This is a genomic window from Massilia scottii, from assembly GCF_030846495.1.
Lineage (GTDB): Bacteria > Pseudomonadota > Gammaproteobacteria > Burkholderiales > Burkholderiaceae_D > Telluria_A > Telluria_A violaceinigra.
Genome location: NZ_JAVCWM010000029.1, coordinates 19,933 through 37,965 on the forward strand (window position 1 = coordinate 19,933; position 18,033 = coordinate 37,965).

The following is an 18,033-nucleotide window of genomic DNA, read 5'->3' on the forward strand; positions in this document are numbered from 1 at the left end:
ATATTGAAAAACGGAAATTTCTTACTGGATTTTCTGCATAAGCTATACAGAAAGGAGGAAAGATAAAAAATACCTTAATAGTTTCGCAAACGTATTAAAAATCGCTGCGTCTTGTTTCTTGGAAGTTTTTGTTTATTAATGACACGGTCATCGATGATGAACAGATGAGTTCATTATCCTTATTTCCTTCCCTCATTTAAAACAGGAGTTACCTATGTCTAATTCGACTTCTCCCACCCCCGCTCCTTCTTACAAAATAGAAGATGTCCTTCCCGCTGTAAAAAAACTCGAGAAGAACCGGCTCGGAATGGTGCTGTCCGGCCAAATCAAGGATGGAAAACTGGTCCTCGATCAAGCCACCCTGGATGAGATCGCCAGGAAATTCCCGAACGCCGATCGCGCCTTCGTGGCGATGAACTCGCCGTTCGACCCTGTCTCGCGCGCGATCTAGGAGCGCAAGGTGATGCAACTCGCTAATGTGACGACACCGATCCGGACGAATATTGTCGATATCGACACGCTGCTCGCTTCCGAGCAGTCCACCGAGCGCGTCTTCATCGCTGCCCAGGCTGCTCTGGACGAGTCCGGCTTCTCGGAGCAGTGTCCGCACTATCTGGACGCCCTCGGCACCGCTTTAAGCGCCAGTCCGCCGTATGCATCGCAGGTGTATGAAGACGCCTATCGCGAAGCCTCGGCGGACCGGCGCTGGATGGCCGCCTCGCTGCTGACGAACTCGTATCGCGAAGGCGAAGGCGCGACCCGGCTCTGGTCGCTGGCCGCCTGCGCCGACGACCCCGGCATCCAGGCCCTGCTCAAGCAGCATGCCGTCGACGAGTCCAACCATGCCACCTTCTATCTGGCCCTGCTCGACCTGGCCCTGCCGCACTCGGTGGACGACGAGTTCCGGGAGCAATTGCGCCAACTCTCGCCCGGATACACGATGGCGCAATCGCTGTTCATCGTCGAGGGCTCGCCGTATGGCCGGGCGCCGACCATCGATGATTTCATCCAGATGAACATCGCCGAGATCCGCACCACGCTGCATCACCTGATGCAGCGGCGCGCGCTGTTCGCCTGCTGCGACGAGCACGCACTGCCCAAGGTCAGAAAGCTGCTCGACCGGCTGCTGCGCGATGAACTCAGGCATGTCAGCTATACCGCGAAGCTCATCGAAGAGATGTCCGCCGAGGCCGGCATCGAGCGCTTGATCGACCTGTTCTGCAGGCGCTTCCAGGACTTCAACGACATTACCGTCGATGAGTTCAAGCAAGGCGTGTTCGACTGAGTTTCGCGCTGTCACCGGCGCCGCCGCCAGGCGCGGCGACGCCGGGCAGGCAATGCGCCGGCCCGTGGTATCGGCACTGAAGTGCCAGCTCCTTTGGAACCACTTATGAACATAGACGAATTCTTGCGCCTGGGCGGCACGGACCAGGCTGGCGTCATCGCCAATGTGGAGAGCCTGATCGGCCTGGAGGCGGGCGACATCCTGCTGGCGGCCGGTTCCCTGGCGGAGGGGCTGGGCTCGCACAAGTCCGACCTCGACATGATCCTGGTCACCGAGCGCAAGAGCGACGCGTTCGGCTACAAGGACGAGTTCATCTTTTCGCTCGGCACCTGCCTGGTCGATGTGCGCATCCTGCCCTGGGGCCGGGTCCGGTCCCTGCTCGACCGCCTGGACACCTGGGCCAGCCGTGCCTGGGATGCATCCGATCAATCCGGCTTCAGCCATGACGAACGCGTGCTGCTGCACCGGCTGGCCTGCGGCCTGGTTTGGCAACAGCCGCCGGACCAGCAGCGTGACCCCGGATACCGGCCGCGCATATCCCATCTGCTGCGCCTGAAATTGCAGGTGGCGCGCCACACCGCCAAGACGATCCAGGTCGACATGGCCGGCTACCAGGAGTGCGGCGATTTTCCCACCCTGGTGTTCGCCGCGCACAAGCTGCTCGGCCATGCGATCGATGCCTTGCTGGCCGGGCACGGCCTGTCGAATCCGATCTCCAAATGGCGCCACCGCCTGCTCCAGCGGCTCCCGGACAACTGGGAGTCGTCCCTGGCCTGCCGCCCCTCGGGCCTGGCCGCGAGCGAGCTGTATTGGCGCTTGCAACGGATTCCCGAGCACCACGACGCGCAGTCGCTGGCCTACGTCCATTCGGTCTCGGCCTTCGCGCGCGCGGTCTTCTTCTGGGCTGAACAAGCCCTGCTGGACCAAACGGCGCAGCGCCATGACGGCGAGAGCCGGGCGGACATGCCTGGCACCGCATTGCCGCCGCTGGCCCTGGACATGGACTTCTGCCGCACCGCCACGGGTGTGAAAATCGCGCGCATCAACGAGTTCGGCGTCGTGCTCGATCTGAGCGGCGAGGAATTCAGGCTGGCGCTCCTGTTCGACGGCGCGGCCAGCGGGCCGGCGCCAGCCCGCCATGCCGATGGCGCGAGCGATGCCATGCCGGCGCAACGGCGGCTCGACGCGCTCGCGTCCCGGCTCGCCGATGCCGGCCTGATCGCGCCAGCCTGCCCTGCGGCGCTGCAAGCGGACCGCGGCGCGACGCCAGAGGCGCCCGCTCCGCGTCCAGCCGCGTCCAGCTTTCCCAGTCCCTTCGACATCCCGACGCCGCCCGGCGGCGAGGGTTGGCAGCAACTCTATCCCTACTATCACACCTTCAGCGAGGAGCGGCGCGTCTTCGAGGAAAGCAAGTTCTGGTTCGCCGACAAGATCCACCATCCCGCGCCGCTCTACCCGTTCGACGCCATCATCTGCGAGGCGCACTGGATCGGCGTGTCGCAGTACAACACGCGCGTGTTCCTGATTCCCCCTGCCCTGGGCATCGACCAGCGCATCCTGAACGGCTATCTGTACCTGAGCCCGAATGGCATCGACGATCCCGCCCTGATCGAACAGCGTGCCAGCGTCTTCAAGCAGCGCGCCGGGTATTATTTCGAGAACTGGGACAGCTTGTACGCGCAGTGGCAGGCCAAGGTGCGTACCCATATTGCCGAGCTGGAGGCGATCGAGATCGGCGACCTGCCCGACATCGAACCCGAGGCCATGGTCACCGAAGGCCGCGGCATCGGTTCGGGCTATCAACTCATCGTTGCCTGGAACCGGGTCATCGAAAGCCTGCTCAAGATCTGGCAGTATCACTTCGAGATGCTCAATCTCGGCTACACCGCTTACCTGAGCTTCATGGATTTCTGCAAGGGGGCGTTTCCCGGCATCGAGGTCCAGACCGTCGCCCAGATGGTGGCCGGCATCGACGTGCTGCTGTTCCAGCCCGATGACGAACTCAAGAAGCTGGCGCGGCTGGCGATCGATCTCGGCCTGCAGCACCTGCTCAAGGGCGAGGCCGATGCCGACAGCGTGCTGGCCGCCATGCGCGCCTGCGAAGCGGGGCGGACCTGGCTGAGCGCCCTCGATCGCGCCAAACAGCCGTGGTTCAATTTCTCCAGCGGCACCGGGTTCTCCCACGAAGACCGCAGCTGGATCGACGACCTGTCGCTGCCGCTGCTCGCCATGCGCGACTATGTCGAACGGCTCGAACGCGGCGACGACATCGAGCGGCCGCTGGACGCGGTGCGCCAGGAGCGCGAGCGCATCGCCGCCGAATACATGGCGCTGCTCGGCTCGGAAGAGGACCGCGGCTGTTTCGCCGAGCTGCTGCAGCTCTCGCGCACCGTGTTTCCCTACGTCGAGAATCACAATTTCTTCGTCGAACATTGGCACCACACTGTTTTCTGGAACAAGATCCGGGAATTCGGCAAGGTGTTCAAGGCGCATGGATTCGTGCATGAGATCGACGATATCTTCCATCTCAACCGTTACGAGATCGAGGCCGCGCTGTTCGATCTGGTCACCGGCTGGGCCGTGGCGACGCCGGCGCGCGGACCGGCGATGTGGCCGGCCGAGATCGTGCGGCGCAAGCACATCCGCGCGGGACTGTGCAACTGGACGGCGCCGCCGGCCCTGGGGGTGCCACCCGAGAACGTCGCCGATCCCCTGGTGATCATGCTGTGGGGCCTGACCGGGGAGACGATCCGGAATTGGCTGGGCGCCTCTTCCGATACCGATACCGGCAGCGGTGCCGCGGTGCGCCTGAAGGGCTGCGCTGCGTCGCCCGGCGTGGTCGAAGGCAGGGCCAGGGTGGTGTCCAGTGCGGACCAGTTGCCCGATGTGCTGCAGGACGATATCCTGATCTGCCCCGTCACCTCGCCCAGCTGGGCGCCGATCTTCGGGCGCATCAAGGCGGTGGTGTCCGATGTCGGCGGCATCATGAGCCATGGCGCGATCGTCGCCCGCGAGTACGGCTTGCCGGCAGTGGTCGGTACCGGCGTGGGTACCCAGGTGATACGGACCGGGCAGCGGGTGCGTGTCGATGGCGATACCGGCTGCGTGGCGGTGATCGACTGATGCGCGGCGCAACGGCCGGGGCCGCACAACTGACGCGTTCGTTCGCCGCCTGCCGTCTCGGCGATATCGCCCTGGTGGGCGGCAAGGTTGCCCGCCTGGGTGAGCTGATCCATGCCGGCTTTCCCGTCCCTCCCGGCTTCGTCCTCGGCACCGATGCCTATGCCGGCTTCCTCGGCAGCGGTCCCGGCGCGCAGCTGGCGCGCATGCTGGCCGCGACCACCGGCGACGACCCGGCCGCCCTGGCGGCGGCCAGCCGCCGCATTCGCGACCTGATCGAAACAAGCCCGGTCGCCGACGCCATCGCCGAGCAGCTCGCGCTGGGCTACCGGCGCCTGGCCCAGGCGATGGGCGTGGACCTTGCGTGCGTGGCGGTGCGCTCCAGCGCGACTTCCGAATGCCTGGCCACGCACAGTTTCGCCGGACAGCAGGAGACCTGGCTCTGGGTCAAAGGCACCGATGCGCTTCTGGCCAGGACGCGCCAGTGCTGGTCCAGCCTGTTTACCGCCCAAGCCATGGCTTACCGCCGCAGTGCCGGGTTTCCGCCGGAGCGTGCATTGATTGCCGTCGGGGTCCAGGCCATGGTCGACGCCAGGGCGGCCGGGGTGCTGTTTACGCTCAATCCGGGCAACGGCGATCCATCCAAGATCGTGATCGAAGCAGGCTGGGGCTTCGGCGAGAGCGTGGTGGCCGGCGAAGTCGATCCCGACCGCTATCTGGTCGACAAGGTGACCTTGCACCTCATTAGCGCAACCATCGCGGACAAAGTGTGCGAATACCAGGTCGACGGCGAGCTGGACGCCGTACGCAAGATGGCGGTGCCCGCCGGGCGGCGCACGGCGCCCTGCCTGAGCGCGCGCGAAGTGATGGCGCTGGCCGCGCTGGCCAAGCGGGTCGAGCGGCATTTTGGCGTGCCCCAGGACATCGAATGGGCCATCGATCGCCACGCGGCCTTTCCCGGCAATATCGTGCTGCTGCAGAGCCGGCCCGAGACCACCTGGAACACGCGGCAGCCGCGCCCCGATACCGCGCGCCCTGGCGCGGCTGTCAACTATGTCATGCGTGCACTGAAGGGCAGCGCCCCGGCCAACAACGCAAAAGGAGCCATGCAATGAACGATCCGGCCAACGACCGCTTTTTTTGTCTGCTGGGTGGCGACGGCAGCGGCAAGTCGACCCTGCTCGACGCCCTCGCCATACGGTGCCCGGACATTGTGACGGTGAACTGGAAACAGCTATCGAGCGTGACCTTGCTGCCGGAGCTCCTGCCCGGCCTGAGCCCGCACGACACGCTGCGCTGCCTGGGGCCGCGTTCGCGGGCCGCGCAGTTTTGCTACCTTGCTGCGCTCGAGTACGAAATGATGATCGAACCGGCGCTGGCGGAGGGCAAGACGGTGGTGGTCGATTCCTACTGGTACAAATTCGTGGCCAAGATGGAGGTGCTGGAGATGGCGGCGCCGTTCTTGGAACCGCTATGCCAGACGCTGCCGCGCCCCGGGCACATTGTCTATCTCGATACGCCCGTGGCCCTGGCCCTGGAACGTAAATCGGACATCAATTTCTTCGAGTGCAATGGCGATGTCGCCAACTTCATGCCGTTCCAGCGGGCGATACGGGAAACCATGCTTGAGTATGTCGCGGCTATTCCCCTCACCCGCATCGATGGGCGCCTGAGCGCCAGGGACATGCTGGCCCAGGCCATGGATGTGTTCCGCGCCGGCACCACCACAGCCGCGCAGCCCACGATGGTGCCCCGGGCTGGCCGCGCCGCGCCGCGATCCATGCCAGGTGACGCTGTCAGAAGATAATTTCCGTCCCGCGCGTCGTGCGTCCGGCCAGATAGGCGAGCAGCCGCTCCGGCTGCATGCCATTGAGCACCGCGGTCTTGATGCGGTAGCGCCGGATCGTGGCCGCGGCCTCGGCGTCGAGCGAGGTCGCTTGCAACAAGGTGCCGGCGTCGACCCGGTCGAGCAGTGCGGCATCCGGGTACGTCTTGGGATCGCCACTATAGATGCCATCGACGTCGGTCAGGACGACCAGGTCGGCGCCGAGTTTCGCGGCGATCAGGGCGGCCACCGAATCGGACGTGGCGCGGTCGATATCGACCCCCTCGCCCGGCGCGGCGGCCAGCATGTCGGCGGCCGGGGCCAGCACGCTGAGCGGATCGGCGCTGGCGCCAGCCTCGCGCAGGCTGCGCACCAGGGGAAATGCCCCCAGCGCGCAGAGCAGAAACGCGTGCTGGTCCAGCGCGAGCAATGCCATGGCATAGGTGGTGTCGTTGTCCAGGCCGAGCGCGCGCCGGTAGCCGCGAATGACATCGACGATCTCGCCGCCCCCGGCCAGCAGCACCAGCTTGCGCTGCGGCGGCGCCGCCTTCAGGGCCCGGCACAGGGGCGCGATATGGCCGGGAATCAGGCTGCCGCCGATCTTGATCACGGTCGTCATTGCCGCGCTCCCGCGTGCCAGCGCGCGTGCTGGTAATCGCTGGGCAGTTCGAGCAATTCGAATTGCCCGGCGCCGTGGCGGGCGCTCAGGAAGATCGGACAAACATGGCTTGCGCCTGCGTCGCCGAGCAGCGTCATCATCGCCTCCTCGACCCGTGCGAACGGTTCTCCCGACACCAGGCATACCGTGTAGAGCAAGGCGCCAAGGTACGCGCTGCCGGGACCGAGGGAAATGTGCGACAGACCCGTCAGGCGAATGTCGAGCCCGCTGGTCTTCGCCAGCGCCGCCACCTGATCGGTGGCGAGGGGCTTGCGGCCATCGCTCAAGCTCATGCCCACCAGCTGGCACAGTCCGCGCTCGCTCAAGGCATGCGGCAAGCCATGGAGGATCGCCCAGACGATTTCCATGCCGTCCGGCCCGCCATGGCCGATGGCGGGCGGGCGCAAGCCGGCCGGATACGGCAACAGCGGCGGATTGGCGGTCAGCGTGTCGAAGCGCCGTCCGGCCACGGGCTGATACAGGTCGCCTTCAAGCACTTCCATCCGGCCGGCGACGCGGTTCAGGCGCGCGTTGATGCGCGCCAGTTGCGCGCAGGCGGGATCGATTTCGACCGCTGTCACCCGGTCCGCGTAGCGGGCGCTGTGCAGCGCGTGCAAGCCCGGCCCGGCGCACAGGTCCAGGCAGGTCCCGCGGCCGGGCGCCATGCGGGTCAGCAGGGCCATGCTGTCTTCGTTGAAATAGAAACCGGGGTTCGCCTGCGGCGGGTGGCAAAACAGCCAGTGGCCGAGGATAGGCAGGAGCACAAGGCCGCCCGTGCTGACCCGGGCTCCGGGTTCCTCGACGATCAGTGCCAGCGCGGCCAGGTCCGGCAAGAGCGCCTGCAACGCCGGAGGCAGGGCATCGATGGCGACCGGCTCGTTGAGCAGGAACAGCGCGATCAATTCTTGCAAGGCGGCTGGCGCGGCCAGCCGGCAAGCGCGCCAGGCCGCGGGATCGGGCGCCAGGGGATTGAAATGCCCGACATACTCGGCATATCCCAGCTGCGCCAGCAAGTCGGCCAGCAGGCCGGGATCGGCACCGTCATCGCCGTCGGGGAGAGTCGCGTGCGCGCTGTTGATCGCCATGCCTGCCTCGATTTTTCTCAAAAGGACGCGCACGGCAGCGCGCGTTATTTCGTCAGTTTGTCGGGTACCGGTGATGAAGTTAAACACACATTCGCGCACAACGCCATGCCGGATGCGGGAACCGGAAAAGGACATCGGGCGTCCGCGTTCGCTATCAGGGAAACAGGCTTGAGTCCATCGGAACACCGTTACCCGCGCCTTACCGGCAGTTGTCAAGATGCCGCGTCAGTTCATGCAGCTTGCCTCATACTTCGGATTGCGTCAGGCAATCTGCGGCGCTCGACCAAAACCCACCACTTTGCGCTGTCAGGACAACTGAAACATGAACATCGACACCTTTTTGACTACCGACCCAACGACGGTGAAGACGCGGCCAAATGGGTCAGCTACAGGGGTCCTCTTCCTCACCATCGGAGGCGTTGCATTTCCGACGGAGGGGTGGGACGATTTTGTGGTCACCATCTTGGGATGGTGGGCACAGGCACTGCTGCGCTTGTCGGTTAACGATCGTTGCACCGTGACCGTGCCTTTCATGGAAGGAGATTATGCGGTGAAAGTGCTGAAAACATCCGCTGCTACGTTTGAGTTCCGGGCCGTGAACGCAATACCGAGCGGCTTCGAAACGGCGACAGGCGAAGCTGCGGCCAGGCCGTTTATCGATTCATTCATTTTGCAATCGCATCGCATCCTTCGCGAGTGCAAGCAGCAAGGAGGGTGGTCGGCGAATGAGGATGCGCTGGCCTCGTCATTAGAGGCGCTCGAGTACGAGTTGAAACGCGTCGGCCCTTGCACTGATCAGGTGGCAAGTTCAGCAGACCGGTAAGCGCGCTGTTGGCGCCCCACGTAGCCACCATCAGGCTGCCATCGGGTGCACGTGCCAGCTCCACGGGGCTGGTCAGGCCATCCGCAATCACCGTGCGCTCGCCTTCGGGCCGATCAAGTACGCACACTGTATGCCCGACCTTCAAGTGTGATCCAATACCTTTCTCTTGATACTTTTTTGGTATGAGACAAGCCCTTGATACGCGGCAGTGCCGGTACTTGCTCGTGCTCCGGCAGCTGGAAAATCGACTCACATGGCGTTCAGCGCCGCCAATGCCGAGGCATCGAGTTGCAGCCCGCCCGCCGCAACGTTCTCATGCAGATGGGCCAGCGACGACGTGCCAGGTATTACCAGGATGTTCGGCGCACGCTGGAGCAGCCAGGCCAGCGCCACCTGCATCGGCTTGATGCCCATGGCTGCCGCCACCTCGTTCAGGGTTCCCGACTGCAGCGGCGTGAATCCGCCCAACGGGAAAAACGGCACGTAGGCGATGCCCTGCACGGCGAGCTTGTCGATCAGCGCATCGTCGCCGCGATGGACCAGGTTGTAATGATTCTGCACGCAGACGATCCCGGTAATCGCTTGCGCTTCGGCCACCTGTTGCGCGTTGACGTTACTCAGTCCGATATGCCGGATCAATCCCTCATTCTTCAATCTGGCCAGCACCTCCAGCGCGTCACCGATCGATGACCCATCGGCGCCTTCCAGGCCCGGGGCGCGGAAATTAACCACATCGAGCGCTTCCAATCCCAGGTTGAGCAGATTGCTGTGCACGGCCTCGCGCAGTTGAGCGGGCGCCGCCGCCGGCATCCACGACTGGTCGGCACCACGCAGAAAGCCGATCTTGGTCACGATGGTGATGTCGTCACGGTACGGATGCAGCGCTTCGCGAATAATCTGGTTGGTCACATGCGGGCCGTAAAAGTCGGACGTGTCGATATGGTTGATTCCCAGTTCGATCGCCTCGCGCAGCACGGCTACCGCGGCGGCGCGATCTTTCGGCGGGCCCCACACATGCGGGCCGGCCAGTTGCATGGCGCCGTAACCAATGCGGTTGAAATTGCGGTCGCAGTGGGCAGGCCTGAATTGATGCTGGGAAGGCGAATAGGTGTTCACAGAAATCCTTTGCTGGGGTTGGACAGATGCCTGTGCGACCTGCCCATGGCTTGCAGGTCGTCACATGCACAGATACTAGCGGGGATCACTGCATGTGATAATGGGGGTAATGGCGTACAGGCTGTACACAATTGCGCACAATGAAGATGGCATACCGATGAGCATAGAACTCCATTCCATGGCGGATTTATCGACCTTTGCGCTGGTCGCCAAGCACCGGGGCTTTCGCCAGGCCGCACGCGCGAGCGGACAGTCGGCGTCGGCCTTGAGCCAGGCGGTACGGCGGCTGGAAACGCAGCTCGGTATCCGCTTGCTGGAGCGTACCACCCGCAACGTGGCGCCGACCGAGGCCGGCGCACTGCTGCTGAGCCGGTTGCAACCCGCGTTGATGCAGGTTGCCAGCGCACTCGATGTGCTCAACGAGCTGCGCGACAGTCCGCGCGGCACCTTGCGTCTCAACGTGCCGGTCAGCGCGGCGCGCCATTTCCTGCAGCCGATGCTGGACCGGTTTATGGGCATGTATCCGGACATCGTGCTCGACATCGTCATCGACAACAATTTTGTCGACCTGGTCGCCAGCGGTTGCGACGCCGGCATTCGTTACGGCGAGCGGCTGGAGCAGGACATGATCGCAGTGCCGATCGGACCGCGCACGGAACGTTTCGCACTGGCTGCCTCGCCTGCCTACCTGGCGCGGCGCGGCGTGCCGCAACATCCGCGCGATCTGCTGCAGCATGCCTGCCTGCGCGGCAAATTCCTCAGCGGGCTGGTGTATCCGTGGGAGTTCGAGCGCGACGGCCAGGCATTGACCGTCGATCCAGGCGGGCCCTTGATCGTCACGCCCACCGTGGCCGACCTGGCGGTCCACGCCGCCGTGGCGGGGCATGGACTGGTGTATCTGTTTGAAGAGTGGCTCGAGCCCTACATGGCCTCCGGCCAGCTGCAGCCGGTGCTGCAGGAGTGGTGGCTGAGTTTTCCCGGCCCGTCTTTATATTATGCTGGCCGGCGCCATCTGCCCGCGCCCTTGCGTGCCTTCATCGACTTCATTCAGCAGCCGGCACCAGCCCAATCGCATCCGGCCTTGTGAGCCCATCAGCCGGCTGTGTCCGCGCTCTTGGCAACCAGTTCCGCAAACGCATCGCGCGCCTCGCGAATGGTTGCATCTGCGTGCGATGCACGGAAGGTTTTGATCCAGCGCACTTCGTCGCGCGCGACAATTGCCTCAAGCATCTCCACAGTCAGCGAGCGGCCGCTTTGAAGGGCCAGATTGGGGTGATCGGGACGCCAGGCGCCCCAGTCCAGGGTGCGTGGAAACGCGCCCCAGGTTTTGCTATCGCGCCTGCAGACGAAGCCGCGGATGCGATCGAGATCCAAATGCAGGCAACGAAGGCATTTTGCAGGAACAAAGACCTTGCTCGTGTAGTACTCGGTTTCCACCAGCACGGGATGGGTCGGCCCTTTCACTGGACACGGGCCATGGTCGAGCGTTAGATAGCCTTCCACCTGGTCCATCGCCCTCACACACCCGCCTTCGAACATATCCTTGCACGCGTCGCATTTGCGCGGGATCGCCCCGCTGATGAAATGGCTGTACGGAACCGGGTCGACCGGCCCGGCAACGGTGCAATGAGGGATGACGGTACGATACATAGGCAAAGGGAAGTGATGATCTTGTTCGGGCCGGCGCCATCGCGCACGGAACTTATCTGGCTGCTTCGACCAGGATGCGGCTTGCTTTCAGATCCTCCACGAACACGCCGGCCAGGGTCCTGAAATCGAGACTCTCGAAGGCGTCGGCCATGTTCGTGCGGTAGACCTTGGTGTGGACGATATCGCCCCGTGGCGCGCCGTTGGCGGGACGCTTGTAGACGTTCAGCGTGTATTGCACGAAGCCGCCGCCGCCGCCGCCGCCGCCGCCCGCCACCTTGCCATACTCGTGGGTCAATTCGATCGCCTGGGAACAGTCATTTTCCCGCATCGCGGTAGTCATCGATTCACCCGCGCGCAGGGCGTCGGCAGCGTCGATCTTCAACACCAGCAAGCGGTAGTCGCGCAGTTGATCGATAAGAAATCCGCTGGTATTTTGATTGGTGAGGGCCATCAAGCGCTTGAATTGGACTGCCCCGTCGCCGCTCGACTCTGGCGGCGCCATCGTGATGACGGCCACGGCACACCGCGAACGGATGGGAGTCGTGTCGTTGGGCGAGGACGATGCTTCCCGCGCGATGACGACTTGTTGCTTGTCCAGGAATTCCCGCATACCCTTGCGCGCAGCCTCGCGCTCCGCTTCGCTCAAGCCGCCCGGGAGCTTGCCCAGCGACTTTGTCGCCTCCGGATTGCCGGCCCGGTCGGCGATGAAGAACCAGGTAGCAGCCTGCTTCCTGTCCGCTGTCACGCCATGGCCGCCGGCGTACATGTCACCGAGGATTTTCGGAGCAACAGGATGGCCGCGCAGGGCGGCGCGCTCAAGCCAGACCGCCGCCTGTCCGAGGTGGGTCGCTTTCTTGAAGCCATTAATGTAGAGCACGCCCAGGTTGAACTGTGCCTGGACCTGGCCATCCGCCGCAGCCAGTGTCAATAGCCGCTCAGCCTCCTCGTAATTGCTGGGCACCAGGTTGCCATTCAAGTACATGAGACCGAGGTTCCCCTGTGCCTCGGCCATACCGAGATCGGCGGCCTGGCGATAGTATTTTGCCGCCGCCGGCATATCCGGCGCTCCCAAAACCCCACGCTCGTGCATCACCCCGAGGTTGTACATGGCCGGCGCCACGCCTTTCGCCGCAGCTTGCAGGAACAGTTCCTTCGCCTTTGCCGTGTCCTGGGGCACCCCCAGGCCATCGAGGCGCATGCTCCCGAGGAGTAAGAAAGCTTCACCGATACCGTTGGCCACACCAATTTCATAACAAGCGACGGCGCGCGCATGATCCTGGCTCGCCTGGTATGTCTTGCCAGTGTCGACGTCGCATGCTTTGCCGGGTGCGGCCTGAATCGCGGCGGAAACGAGCAGGCCTGCGGCGGCCATCAGGATGTTCATCGAGCGTGGTCGCATGGGGTTCTTCAAAAAAGTCATCGGTAGGGAACACGGCCGCGCCACGCGGCGGCTGCGGCATCGTGATGTTGATCTAGGGGAATGAACATCATACCCTCAAGGCCCATGATGACTGCTGCAAACGTGCCCGCCCAGCCGCGCTACCGCGCCTCTTTTTTACCATTTTCACCACAGTGACAATCGGTGAGATTGTCCGTAAATACAGTACCTATACTGATTTTGGTCAATCGTTCGTTGGTTCCCTGGAAGGATGCAACATGGACTCTTTACGCTCGCTCCCGCGCCGCTTTCAGCTGCGCCCATTGCTCGGTGCAATCTCACTCCTGATGGGCAGTTGCACCGCCCTGGCAGCCACGCCGCCAGGCACACTGGGCTTGGTCAACGGCCCTGCCCCGTCGGAAGTTACCTTCCCATCGATCGATACCCCCGACATCAAGCCCGGCCGCGCACCGGTGGTCGATCTGCGCGCCTTGCCGCAGGGCGCCAGGGCGTCCCTGCCCAACCAGGACATGGGCCACGTTTTCCTGCGCATCCCGCCAGGACAGGCGGTCACCTTATCGGCCGCCGATGTTGCCGATAAGGTGATCACGCCGCTGCTGACCGCGATGCGCTTCGAAGGCGGCATGCGGCGTCTGCGCCGCGCCCCGGATGCCGGCCTGCCGCAAACGCGTCCGCAGCTCGACGGCGTCGCCCAGTTGCTCTCCCTTGAGTATCAGGGCAACGAAAAGGCCACCCGCCCGCGCACCCTGGACATGGTCGACGCCTTCCTCGGCAAGCGCGCGCCAACCGACGACGTCGAGCGCAACCTGATGATCGCGCGCGGCCTGACCTACTCGCAGTTCAAGGCCGACATCGAACGCCAGGAAATTATCTATCCCTTCATGCAGGTCGAAGGCGACGTGCCGATCGAGCACACCATGCTGCTGGCGTCGCGCTGGGAAGGCCAGACCGTCACCAGCGTGCGCGGCTCGCTGATCCACCGCTATTCGATCGCCAACGCGCGCCCGCAAAGCCCGGAAGGTGCCGATCTGCGCGCGTATGCCGCCCTGAGCAGGGTCAAGGGCATCGACAGCGTCGACGGCAAGCGCGTGCTCGACGGCCCATTCCTGGTACTGCTGCCTTATGGTAACGACAGCGCCGGCGGCGTTTCCCTGCGCTACGCATGGCGCATGGTCGTGCGCGGCATGAGCTTCGGCAGGCCGGTGCCGTTCCGGGTCTGGTCCGATGCCGCGACAGGCACCATTTTGAAAATGCGCCCGCTCGTCTCCGATGTCAACGCGGTGGGCAATGTGTGGCGGCGCGATCCCGGCACCGGCGCGACCCAGGTGCGCAGCTTCGCGGTCGATCCCGCGCTCGGCGGACAATACACGCTCAAGCTGGCCGGCGTCGTCTCGCGCGTGGACCACCAGGGCGACGGTTTCGATGCCGAGGACGTGTCGGTATCGAGCACGCTGGGCGGGAGCAGCGCCACCCTGGCGAACTTCAACCAGGCGCCCATCAACAACGGCGCGAGCGGCGTCTGTTCCAGCGGCGCCAATCCGAGGTTCCAGCAGGTTAACTACTTCGGCGTGTTCCATATGAATTGGAAGCAATCGATCTCGCACGGGATCTTCACGCCCTTCCCGACCAGCCCATGGAACCCGCGCATCGAGTCGGGGTCGGCCGGCTGCAATGCCTGGTCCAGCATGGACTTCGGCGCCTGCCAGGGCTACTTCGACGCGGCATGTCCCAACTATTCGGATGGCACGACGGCCGGCGCCAATTACATGAACTTTGCCCACGACAACACGGTCGTCAGTCACGAGTTGGCGCACAATGCCGTGCAACGATTTACCGACGACCGCCCCAGCAACTGGTGCGGGATGGCGCCTTGTGCCATTCCAGTGGGCATGAGCAAGTTGCACGACCTGGCCGACGCCTGGGCCGACCATTTCGATAACACCAACTGCACCGCCGGCTGGGTCGCCAAGAACCTGGGCGGCGTGAATGCCAGCAACAACTGCCAGGGCAGCCGCGGCCACGACGAGGCCGGCAGGTTGCCGCGCCTGCATGAAGTGACGACGCCGTTCAATCCCGCCATCCCGGGCGACCATTTCCCCGAACACCGCGATTTTTCGACCATCGACTACGCCGACATGCAGATCGGTTCGGCGATCCTGTGGCAGGTGCGCGAGGGCATGCGCAGCAAGTGCAGGCCGTCCGGACATCCGCAGTATTTTGTGCGCTTCACGCGGGCGCTCAAGAACGCCGGCCTGTCCGGCGCGCCCGGAAGCGGCGACCGCGGCATCTATAACGTGCTGCGCGATCTGGAACTTGAAATGGTCGAGCAATGGGCCACATCCGGCTTGCCGGGCGGTCCGCCGGCGTTCGCGCACAACGGCAACCACACGACCAACAAAGTGCTTGCCGGGTTCGCGAAGGGCGGCGTGTTTGCCCTGCCATCGGCCTGTATCGACGGCGACAACACCACCTCCGATGCGGCCATCTGCCCCGCCGGCGAGAATGGCGGCGACGCGGTGATCGACATGAACGATAACGACCTCGCCGACGATCTGGTGGTGGACGGCATTTCGCACCGCGAGACGGACTTCCTCAAGCTGGGCGGCCCCGCACCGACCTTCCAGGTCTGGACCGGCCCGCGCTTCCGCTTTACCGGCACCAGCGCCCGCCCCGTCAGCGGCACGGCGATCTGCAATGCCAAGTATATTGTCGAAGCGTCGACCGATCCGGCCTTCTCGCCGGCATCGACCATCAACAGCGGCTGGCGCGTGGTCGACCTGAACACCGCCACGCCGGCGTCGCCGGAATGCTCCGACACCTGGACCCCGAATGCGGCGCAGTGGACAACGCTGCAAAGCGGCGGCCACCTCACGCGCCTGTACTACCGCACCCGCACCCGCGACGCCCTCGATGGCAACGAACGCATCTCCACCTCTCCGGCCGCCGGCCTGTGGACCGTTCCGCCGCCCTATGCCGTCATCACCACCACGGGAGGATCGGACTACTGATGCGCGCCCCACACCAGAGCAAGTGCGCCGGGCGCGTGATCGCCGCCCTGTTCGCCGTCGCATCGATCGGACACGCGTTCGCCGCCAGCTTGCCGGCGGCGCGGCGCGTGCTTGAGCCGCCCCTGGCGGGCGCCGCGATGGCGGTCGTGGACGGGCGCTTGTGGGTGGCCAGCCGCGGCGGCGGCCTGATCGGGTATGAACGCGCTGCGCGCACCATGCGCTTCGATGTCGGCCAGGGCTTGCCCTCGGCCGTCGCGCAGGAACTCGCAGCGCTGCCCGACGGCCGCCTGGTGGTGGGCACCCAGGGCGGGCTGGTGCTGGTCGACCCGCGCGAGCGCAGCAGCACGCCGATCGCGCCACCGGAAATGGGCCAGCAAACCATGGCGGCCGACCTGGTGCTGGCCGCTACCCGGGGGAGCTCGGTGATCTTTCAGCTCACCCAGCTCGATTCCTACGGCGCCGAGGGCCAGCCTGAAGCATCGCTATGGCACTGGGATGGCCAGCGCGTGCAACCCTGGGATGTGCGGCTCGGCGGCGGGGTCGTGGCCACGGCCGGGCTGGCCGACCGCAAGGATGGCTGTTTTCACCTCGCCGGCATCCAGGTCGATGGCGCGGCGCAGCGGCCCTGGTACGCCCGCCAGTGCGGTGGGCAGCTGCGTACCTGGCGCCTTGCCGACGGTGCGCCCGCCGGCACCATTGGCGTTGCCGCCATCGCCAGGGCAGCCGATGGCCGCTCCACCATCCTGGTGATGGTGACCCAGTCCGCGGCCAATCCCGCCTCGCGCCGCCATGTCGTGATGAACCTGGACAAGAATGGCCGGCTCAGGCCCCACTGCTCGAAGGCCAGCTTCAAGGAGCAGGTGACAGGGCTGGTGCAATCGGGCCCGGACCTGATCGTCGCGCGCGCCGGCGCCGGCGTTCATGCCTTGACCTGCGGGCCGCTCAAGCCGATTTCCACCGACCCGCGCGTGAGCAACGCCACCGCATTGACGCACGACGCCCGCCTGGGCCTGCTGGTGGCCACCGACGCCGCCGTCTGGCAACTTGGGAAGGACGGCACGCCGCTGGCCTTGACGCCTGCGCCCGGGCCCGGGATTCCCATCGACGCCTTGCCGATGGAGTACAAGGCGAAGGGCGCGCTTGCGCTTCTCAGTTCGCCGACTGCCGGCCTGCTGGAGCTGGCACGCAGCGCCGACGGCTGGCAGGTGGCGCGCCAGTGGCGGGCCGGTATCGACCTGCCGGCCGGCGTGTACGGCGCCGCCGCGTACGCGGAGCCGGACCAGATCATTGCCGTGCAGCTGTCGCAGGGCTTGCTACGCCTGCGGCCAGGAGGAACGCAAGCGGTGGAGCTTGAACAAGGCACGACGCCGCTCGATGTGGCGATAACGCCCGGCGGCATCTGGATCGCGGCCGGCAGCACGCCGCTGGGCGGCGGTTCCGCCGGCCTGCACTTCCTGCCCAACGAGGGCAACGCCCGCTTCGTGCCGCTGCCGGACCGCCAGGCCCAGCCGAGCGGCCGGCTGATGGCCTGGCCTGACGGCCGGGTGTGGGCCGGCACGCGCATTGGCATCATTGAAGCCGACGCCAGGGGAGCCCCACGACGCATATCGGCAGAGCGCGTTGAAGCGCTGTACCGCAATGCGTCACGCAATATCATCGGTGCGGTCGGGGCTACCGTGCAGTACTGGGACGGCGAGCGCATGGTTCCCGTGCTGTTTGCGATTGAACCAAAGCCGTCTCGCCCGCTGGGCCATCCGGTCGATCTCGTCATCGACGACGCGGGCCGGTGGTGGATTCTGTTCTCGGCAGGACAAGTGGTACTGCTCGATGCGGAGCGGCGCCATGTCGCGACGCTCGATGAGCGATCCGGTATCCCGCCATCGAGCCGGCGGCTGCTCTACTTGCCCGGCTCGCGCGAGGTGCTGATCGGCTCGGCCCGGGAAGGCATGTTTTCGCTGACCTGGCCGTGAGCCTGCGCTTGATGGCGCGCACATGAGACGGTGGCAACAGCGGTTTGTGATGGGCAGGACCAGGATCGGCGCTTGTTAGGCTTTCGCTAATCAT

The 18,033-nt window shown here is 64.9% G+C and carries 14 protein-coding genes; 9 read left to right on the forward strand and 5 right to left on the reverse strand.

Features of this window, described 5'->3' with window-relative positions; translation table 11 throughout:
- The first annotated feature begins 214 nt into the window (after positions 1-214).
- From RBA41_RS27810 to RBA41_RS27830, 5 genes are all read left to right on the forward strand, one after another.
- Positions 215-451: a hypothetical protein gene (locus RBA41_RS27810; protein ID WP_306627628.1), complete on the forward strand. Its 237-nt coding sequence runs from the start codon at positions 215-217 to the stop codon at positions 449-451.
- 12 nt (positions 452-463) lie between these two features.
- Complete coding sequence (locus tag RBA41_RS27815; protein WP_306627629.1) at positions 464-1,285, forward strand: hypothetical protein; 822 nt, start codon at positions 464-466, stop codon at positions 1,283-1,285.
- 105 nt (positions 1,286-1,390) lie between these two features.
- A complete protein-coding gene (locus RBA41_RS27820; RefSeq protein ID WP_306627630.1) occupies positions 1,391-4,408 on the forward strand; it encodes a PEP-utilizing enzyme in 3,018 nt (1,005 codons plus the stop codon).
- Positions 4,408-5,520, forward strand: coding sequence for a PEP/pyruvate-binding domain-containing protein (locus tag RBA41_RS27825; RefSeq protein WP_306627631.1), 1,113 nt, complete (start codon positions 4,408-4,410; stop codon positions 5,518-5,520). The genes RBA41_RS27820 and RBA41_RS27825 overlap by 1 nt, the downstream gene beginning before the upstream one ends.
- Positions 5,517-6,212: a dTMP kinase gene (locus RBA41_RS27830; RefSeq protein WP_306627632.1), complete on the forward strand. Its 696-nt coding sequence runs from the start codon at positions 5,517-5,519 to the stop codon at positions 6,210-6,212. The genes RBA41_RS27825 and RBA41_RS27830 overlap by 4 nt, the downstream gene beginning before the upstream one ends.
- Here the strand turns inward: RBA41_RS27830 and RBA41_RS27835 are convergent.
- Both RBA41_RS27835 and RBA41_RS27840 read right to left on the reverse strand, forming a co-directional pair.
- Complete coding sequence (locus tag RBA41_RS27835; RefSeq protein ID WP_306627633.1) at positions 6,202-6,849, reverse strand: amino acid kinase family protein; 648 nt, start codon at positions 6,847-6,849, stop codon at positions 6,202-6,204. The two genes, RBA41_RS27830 and RBA41_RS27835, sit on opposite strands and share 11 nt — an antisense overlap.
- Positions 6,846-7,973 carry a methyltransferase gene (locus RBA41_RS27840; RefSeq protein WP_306627634.1) on the reverse strand — a complete coding sequence of 376 codons (1,128 nt, stop codon included), beginning with the start codon at positions 7,971-7,973 and terminating at the stop codon, positions 6,846-6,848. The genes RBA41_RS27835 and RBA41_RS27840 overlap by 4 nt, the downstream gene beginning before the upstream one ends.
- A gap of 322 nt (positions 7,974-8,295) precedes the next feature.
- Here RBA41_RS27840 and RBA41_RS27845 point away from each other — a divergent pair, with 322 nt between their 5' ends.
- Positions 8,296-8,796, forward strand: coding sequence for a hypothetical protein (locus tag RBA41_RS27845; protein ID WP_306627635.1), 501 nt, complete (start codon positions 8,296-8,298; stop codon positions 8,794-8,796).
- Positions 8,797-9,045: 249 nt separating this feature from the next.
- On the opposite strand, the gene RBA41_RS27850 is transcribed toward RBA41_RS27845, so the two are convergent.
- Complete coding sequence (locus RBA41_RS27850; protein WP_374709614.1) at positions 9,046-9,831, reverse strand: oxidoreductase; 786 nt, start codon at positions 9,829-9,831, stop codon at positions 9,046-9,048.
- Positions 9,832-10,069: 238 nt separating this feature from the next.
- On the opposite strand from RBA41_RS27850, the gene RBA41_RS27855 reads away from it, so the two are divergent.
- Positions 10,070-10,999: a LysR family transcriptional regulator gene (locus RBA41_RS27855; protein ID WP_306627637.1), complete on the forward strand. Its 930-nt coding sequence runs from the start codon at positions 10,070-10,072 to the stop codon at positions 10,997-10,999.
- A 5-nt stretch (positions 11,000-11,004) separates the two neighbouring features.
- Here RBA41_RS27855 and RBA41_RS27860 read toward each other — a convergent pair whose 3' ends face one another.
- Together RBA41_RS27860 and RBA41_RS27865 are read right to left on the reverse strand one after the other, a co-directional pair.
- Entirely contained in the window at positions 11,005-11,562 is a 558-nt protein-coding gene (locus RBA41_RS27860) for a hypothetical protein (RefSeq protein WP_306627638.1), read from the reverse strand.
- Between the two features lie 52 nt (positions 11,563-11,614).
- Positions 11,615-12,946: a tetratricopeptide repeat protein gene (locus RBA41_RS27865; RefSeq protein WP_306627639.1), complete on the reverse strand. Its 1,332-nt coding sequence runs from the start codon at positions 12,944-12,946 to the stop codon at positions 11,615-11,617.
- Between the two features lie 272 nt (positions 12,947-13,218).
- On the opposite strand from RBA41_RS27865, the gene RBA41_RS27870 reads away from it, so the two are divergent.
- Positions 13,219-15,969, forward strand: a complete 2,751-nt coding sequence (locus RBA41_RS27870; protein WP_306627640.1) for a hypothetical protein — start codon at positions 13,219-13,221, stop codon at positions 15,967-15,969.
- On the forward strand, positions 15,969-17,939 hold the full coding sequence (locus tag RBA41_RS27875) for a hypothetical protein (protein WP_306627641.1): 1,971 nt from the start codon (positions 15,969-15,971) through the stop codon (positions 17,937-17,939). Before RBA41_RS27870 ends, RBA41_RS27875 begins: the two co-directional genes overlap by 1 nt.
- Positions 17,940-18,033 lie beyond the last annotated feature (94 nt).

What these genes read in the sequence shown, in the direction of transcription:
- RBA41_RS27810 (WP_306627628.1), top strand. Translation starts at nt 215, where the DNA reads ATGTCTAATTCGACTTCTCCCACCCCCGCTCCTTCTTACAAAATAGAA.
- RBA41_RS27815 (WP_306627629.1), top strand. Translation starts at nt 464, where the DNA reads ATGCAACTCGCTAATGTGACGACACCGATCCGGACGAATATTGTCGAT.
- RBA41_RS27820 (WP_306627630.1), top strand. Translation starts at nt 1,391, where the DNA reads ATGAACATAGACGAATTCTTGCGCCTGGGCGGCACGGACCAGGCTGGC.
- RBA41_RS27825 (WP_306627631.1), top strand. Translation starts at nt 4,408, where the DNA reads ATGCGCGGCGCAACGGCCGGGGCCGCACAACTGACGCGTTCGTTCGCC.
- RBA41_RS27830 (WP_306627632.1), top strand. Translation starts at nt 5,517, where the DNA reads ATGAACGATCCGGCCAACGACCGCTTTTTTTGTCTGCTGGGTGGCGAC.
- RBA41_RS27835 (WP_306627633.1), bottom strand. Translation starts at nt 6,849, where the DNA reads ATGACGACCGTGATCAAGATCGGCGGCAGCCTGATTCCCGGCCATATC.
- RBA41_RS27840 (WP_306627634.1), bottom strand. Translation starts at nt 7,973, where the DNA reads ATGGCGATCAACAGCGCGCACGCGACTCTCCCCGACGGCGATGACGGT.
- RBA41_RS27845 (WP_306627635.1), top strand. Translation starts at nt 8,296, where the DNA reads ATGAACATCGACACCTTTTTGACTACCGACCCAACGACGGTGAAGACG.
- RBA41_RS27850 (WP_374709614.1), bottom strand. Translation starts at nt 9,831, where the DNA reads ATGCAACTGGCCGGCCCGCATGTGTGGGGCCCGCCGAAAGATCGCGCC.
- RBA41_RS27855 (WP_306627637.1), top strand. Translation starts at nt 10,070, where the DNA reads ATGAGCATAGAACTCCATTCCATGGCGGATTTATCGACCTTTGCGCTG.
- RBA41_RS27860 (WP_306627638.1), bottom strand. Translation starts at nt 11,562, where the DNA reads ATGTATCGTACCGTCATCCCTCATTGCACCGTTGCCGGGCCGGTCGAC.
- RBA41_RS27865 (WP_306627639.1), bottom strand. Translation starts at nt 12,946, where the DNA reads ATGAACATCCTGATGGCCGCCGCAGGCCTGCTCGTTTCCGCCGCGATT.
- RBA41_RS27870 (WP_306627640.1), top strand. Translation starts at nt 13,219, where the DNA reads ATGGACTCTTTACGCTCGCTCCCGCGCCGCTTTCAGCTGCGCCCATTG.
- RBA41_RS27875 (WP_306627641.1), top strand. Translation starts at nt 15,969, where the DNA reads ATGCGCGCCCCACACCAGAGCAAGTGCGCCGGGCGCGTGATCGCCGCC.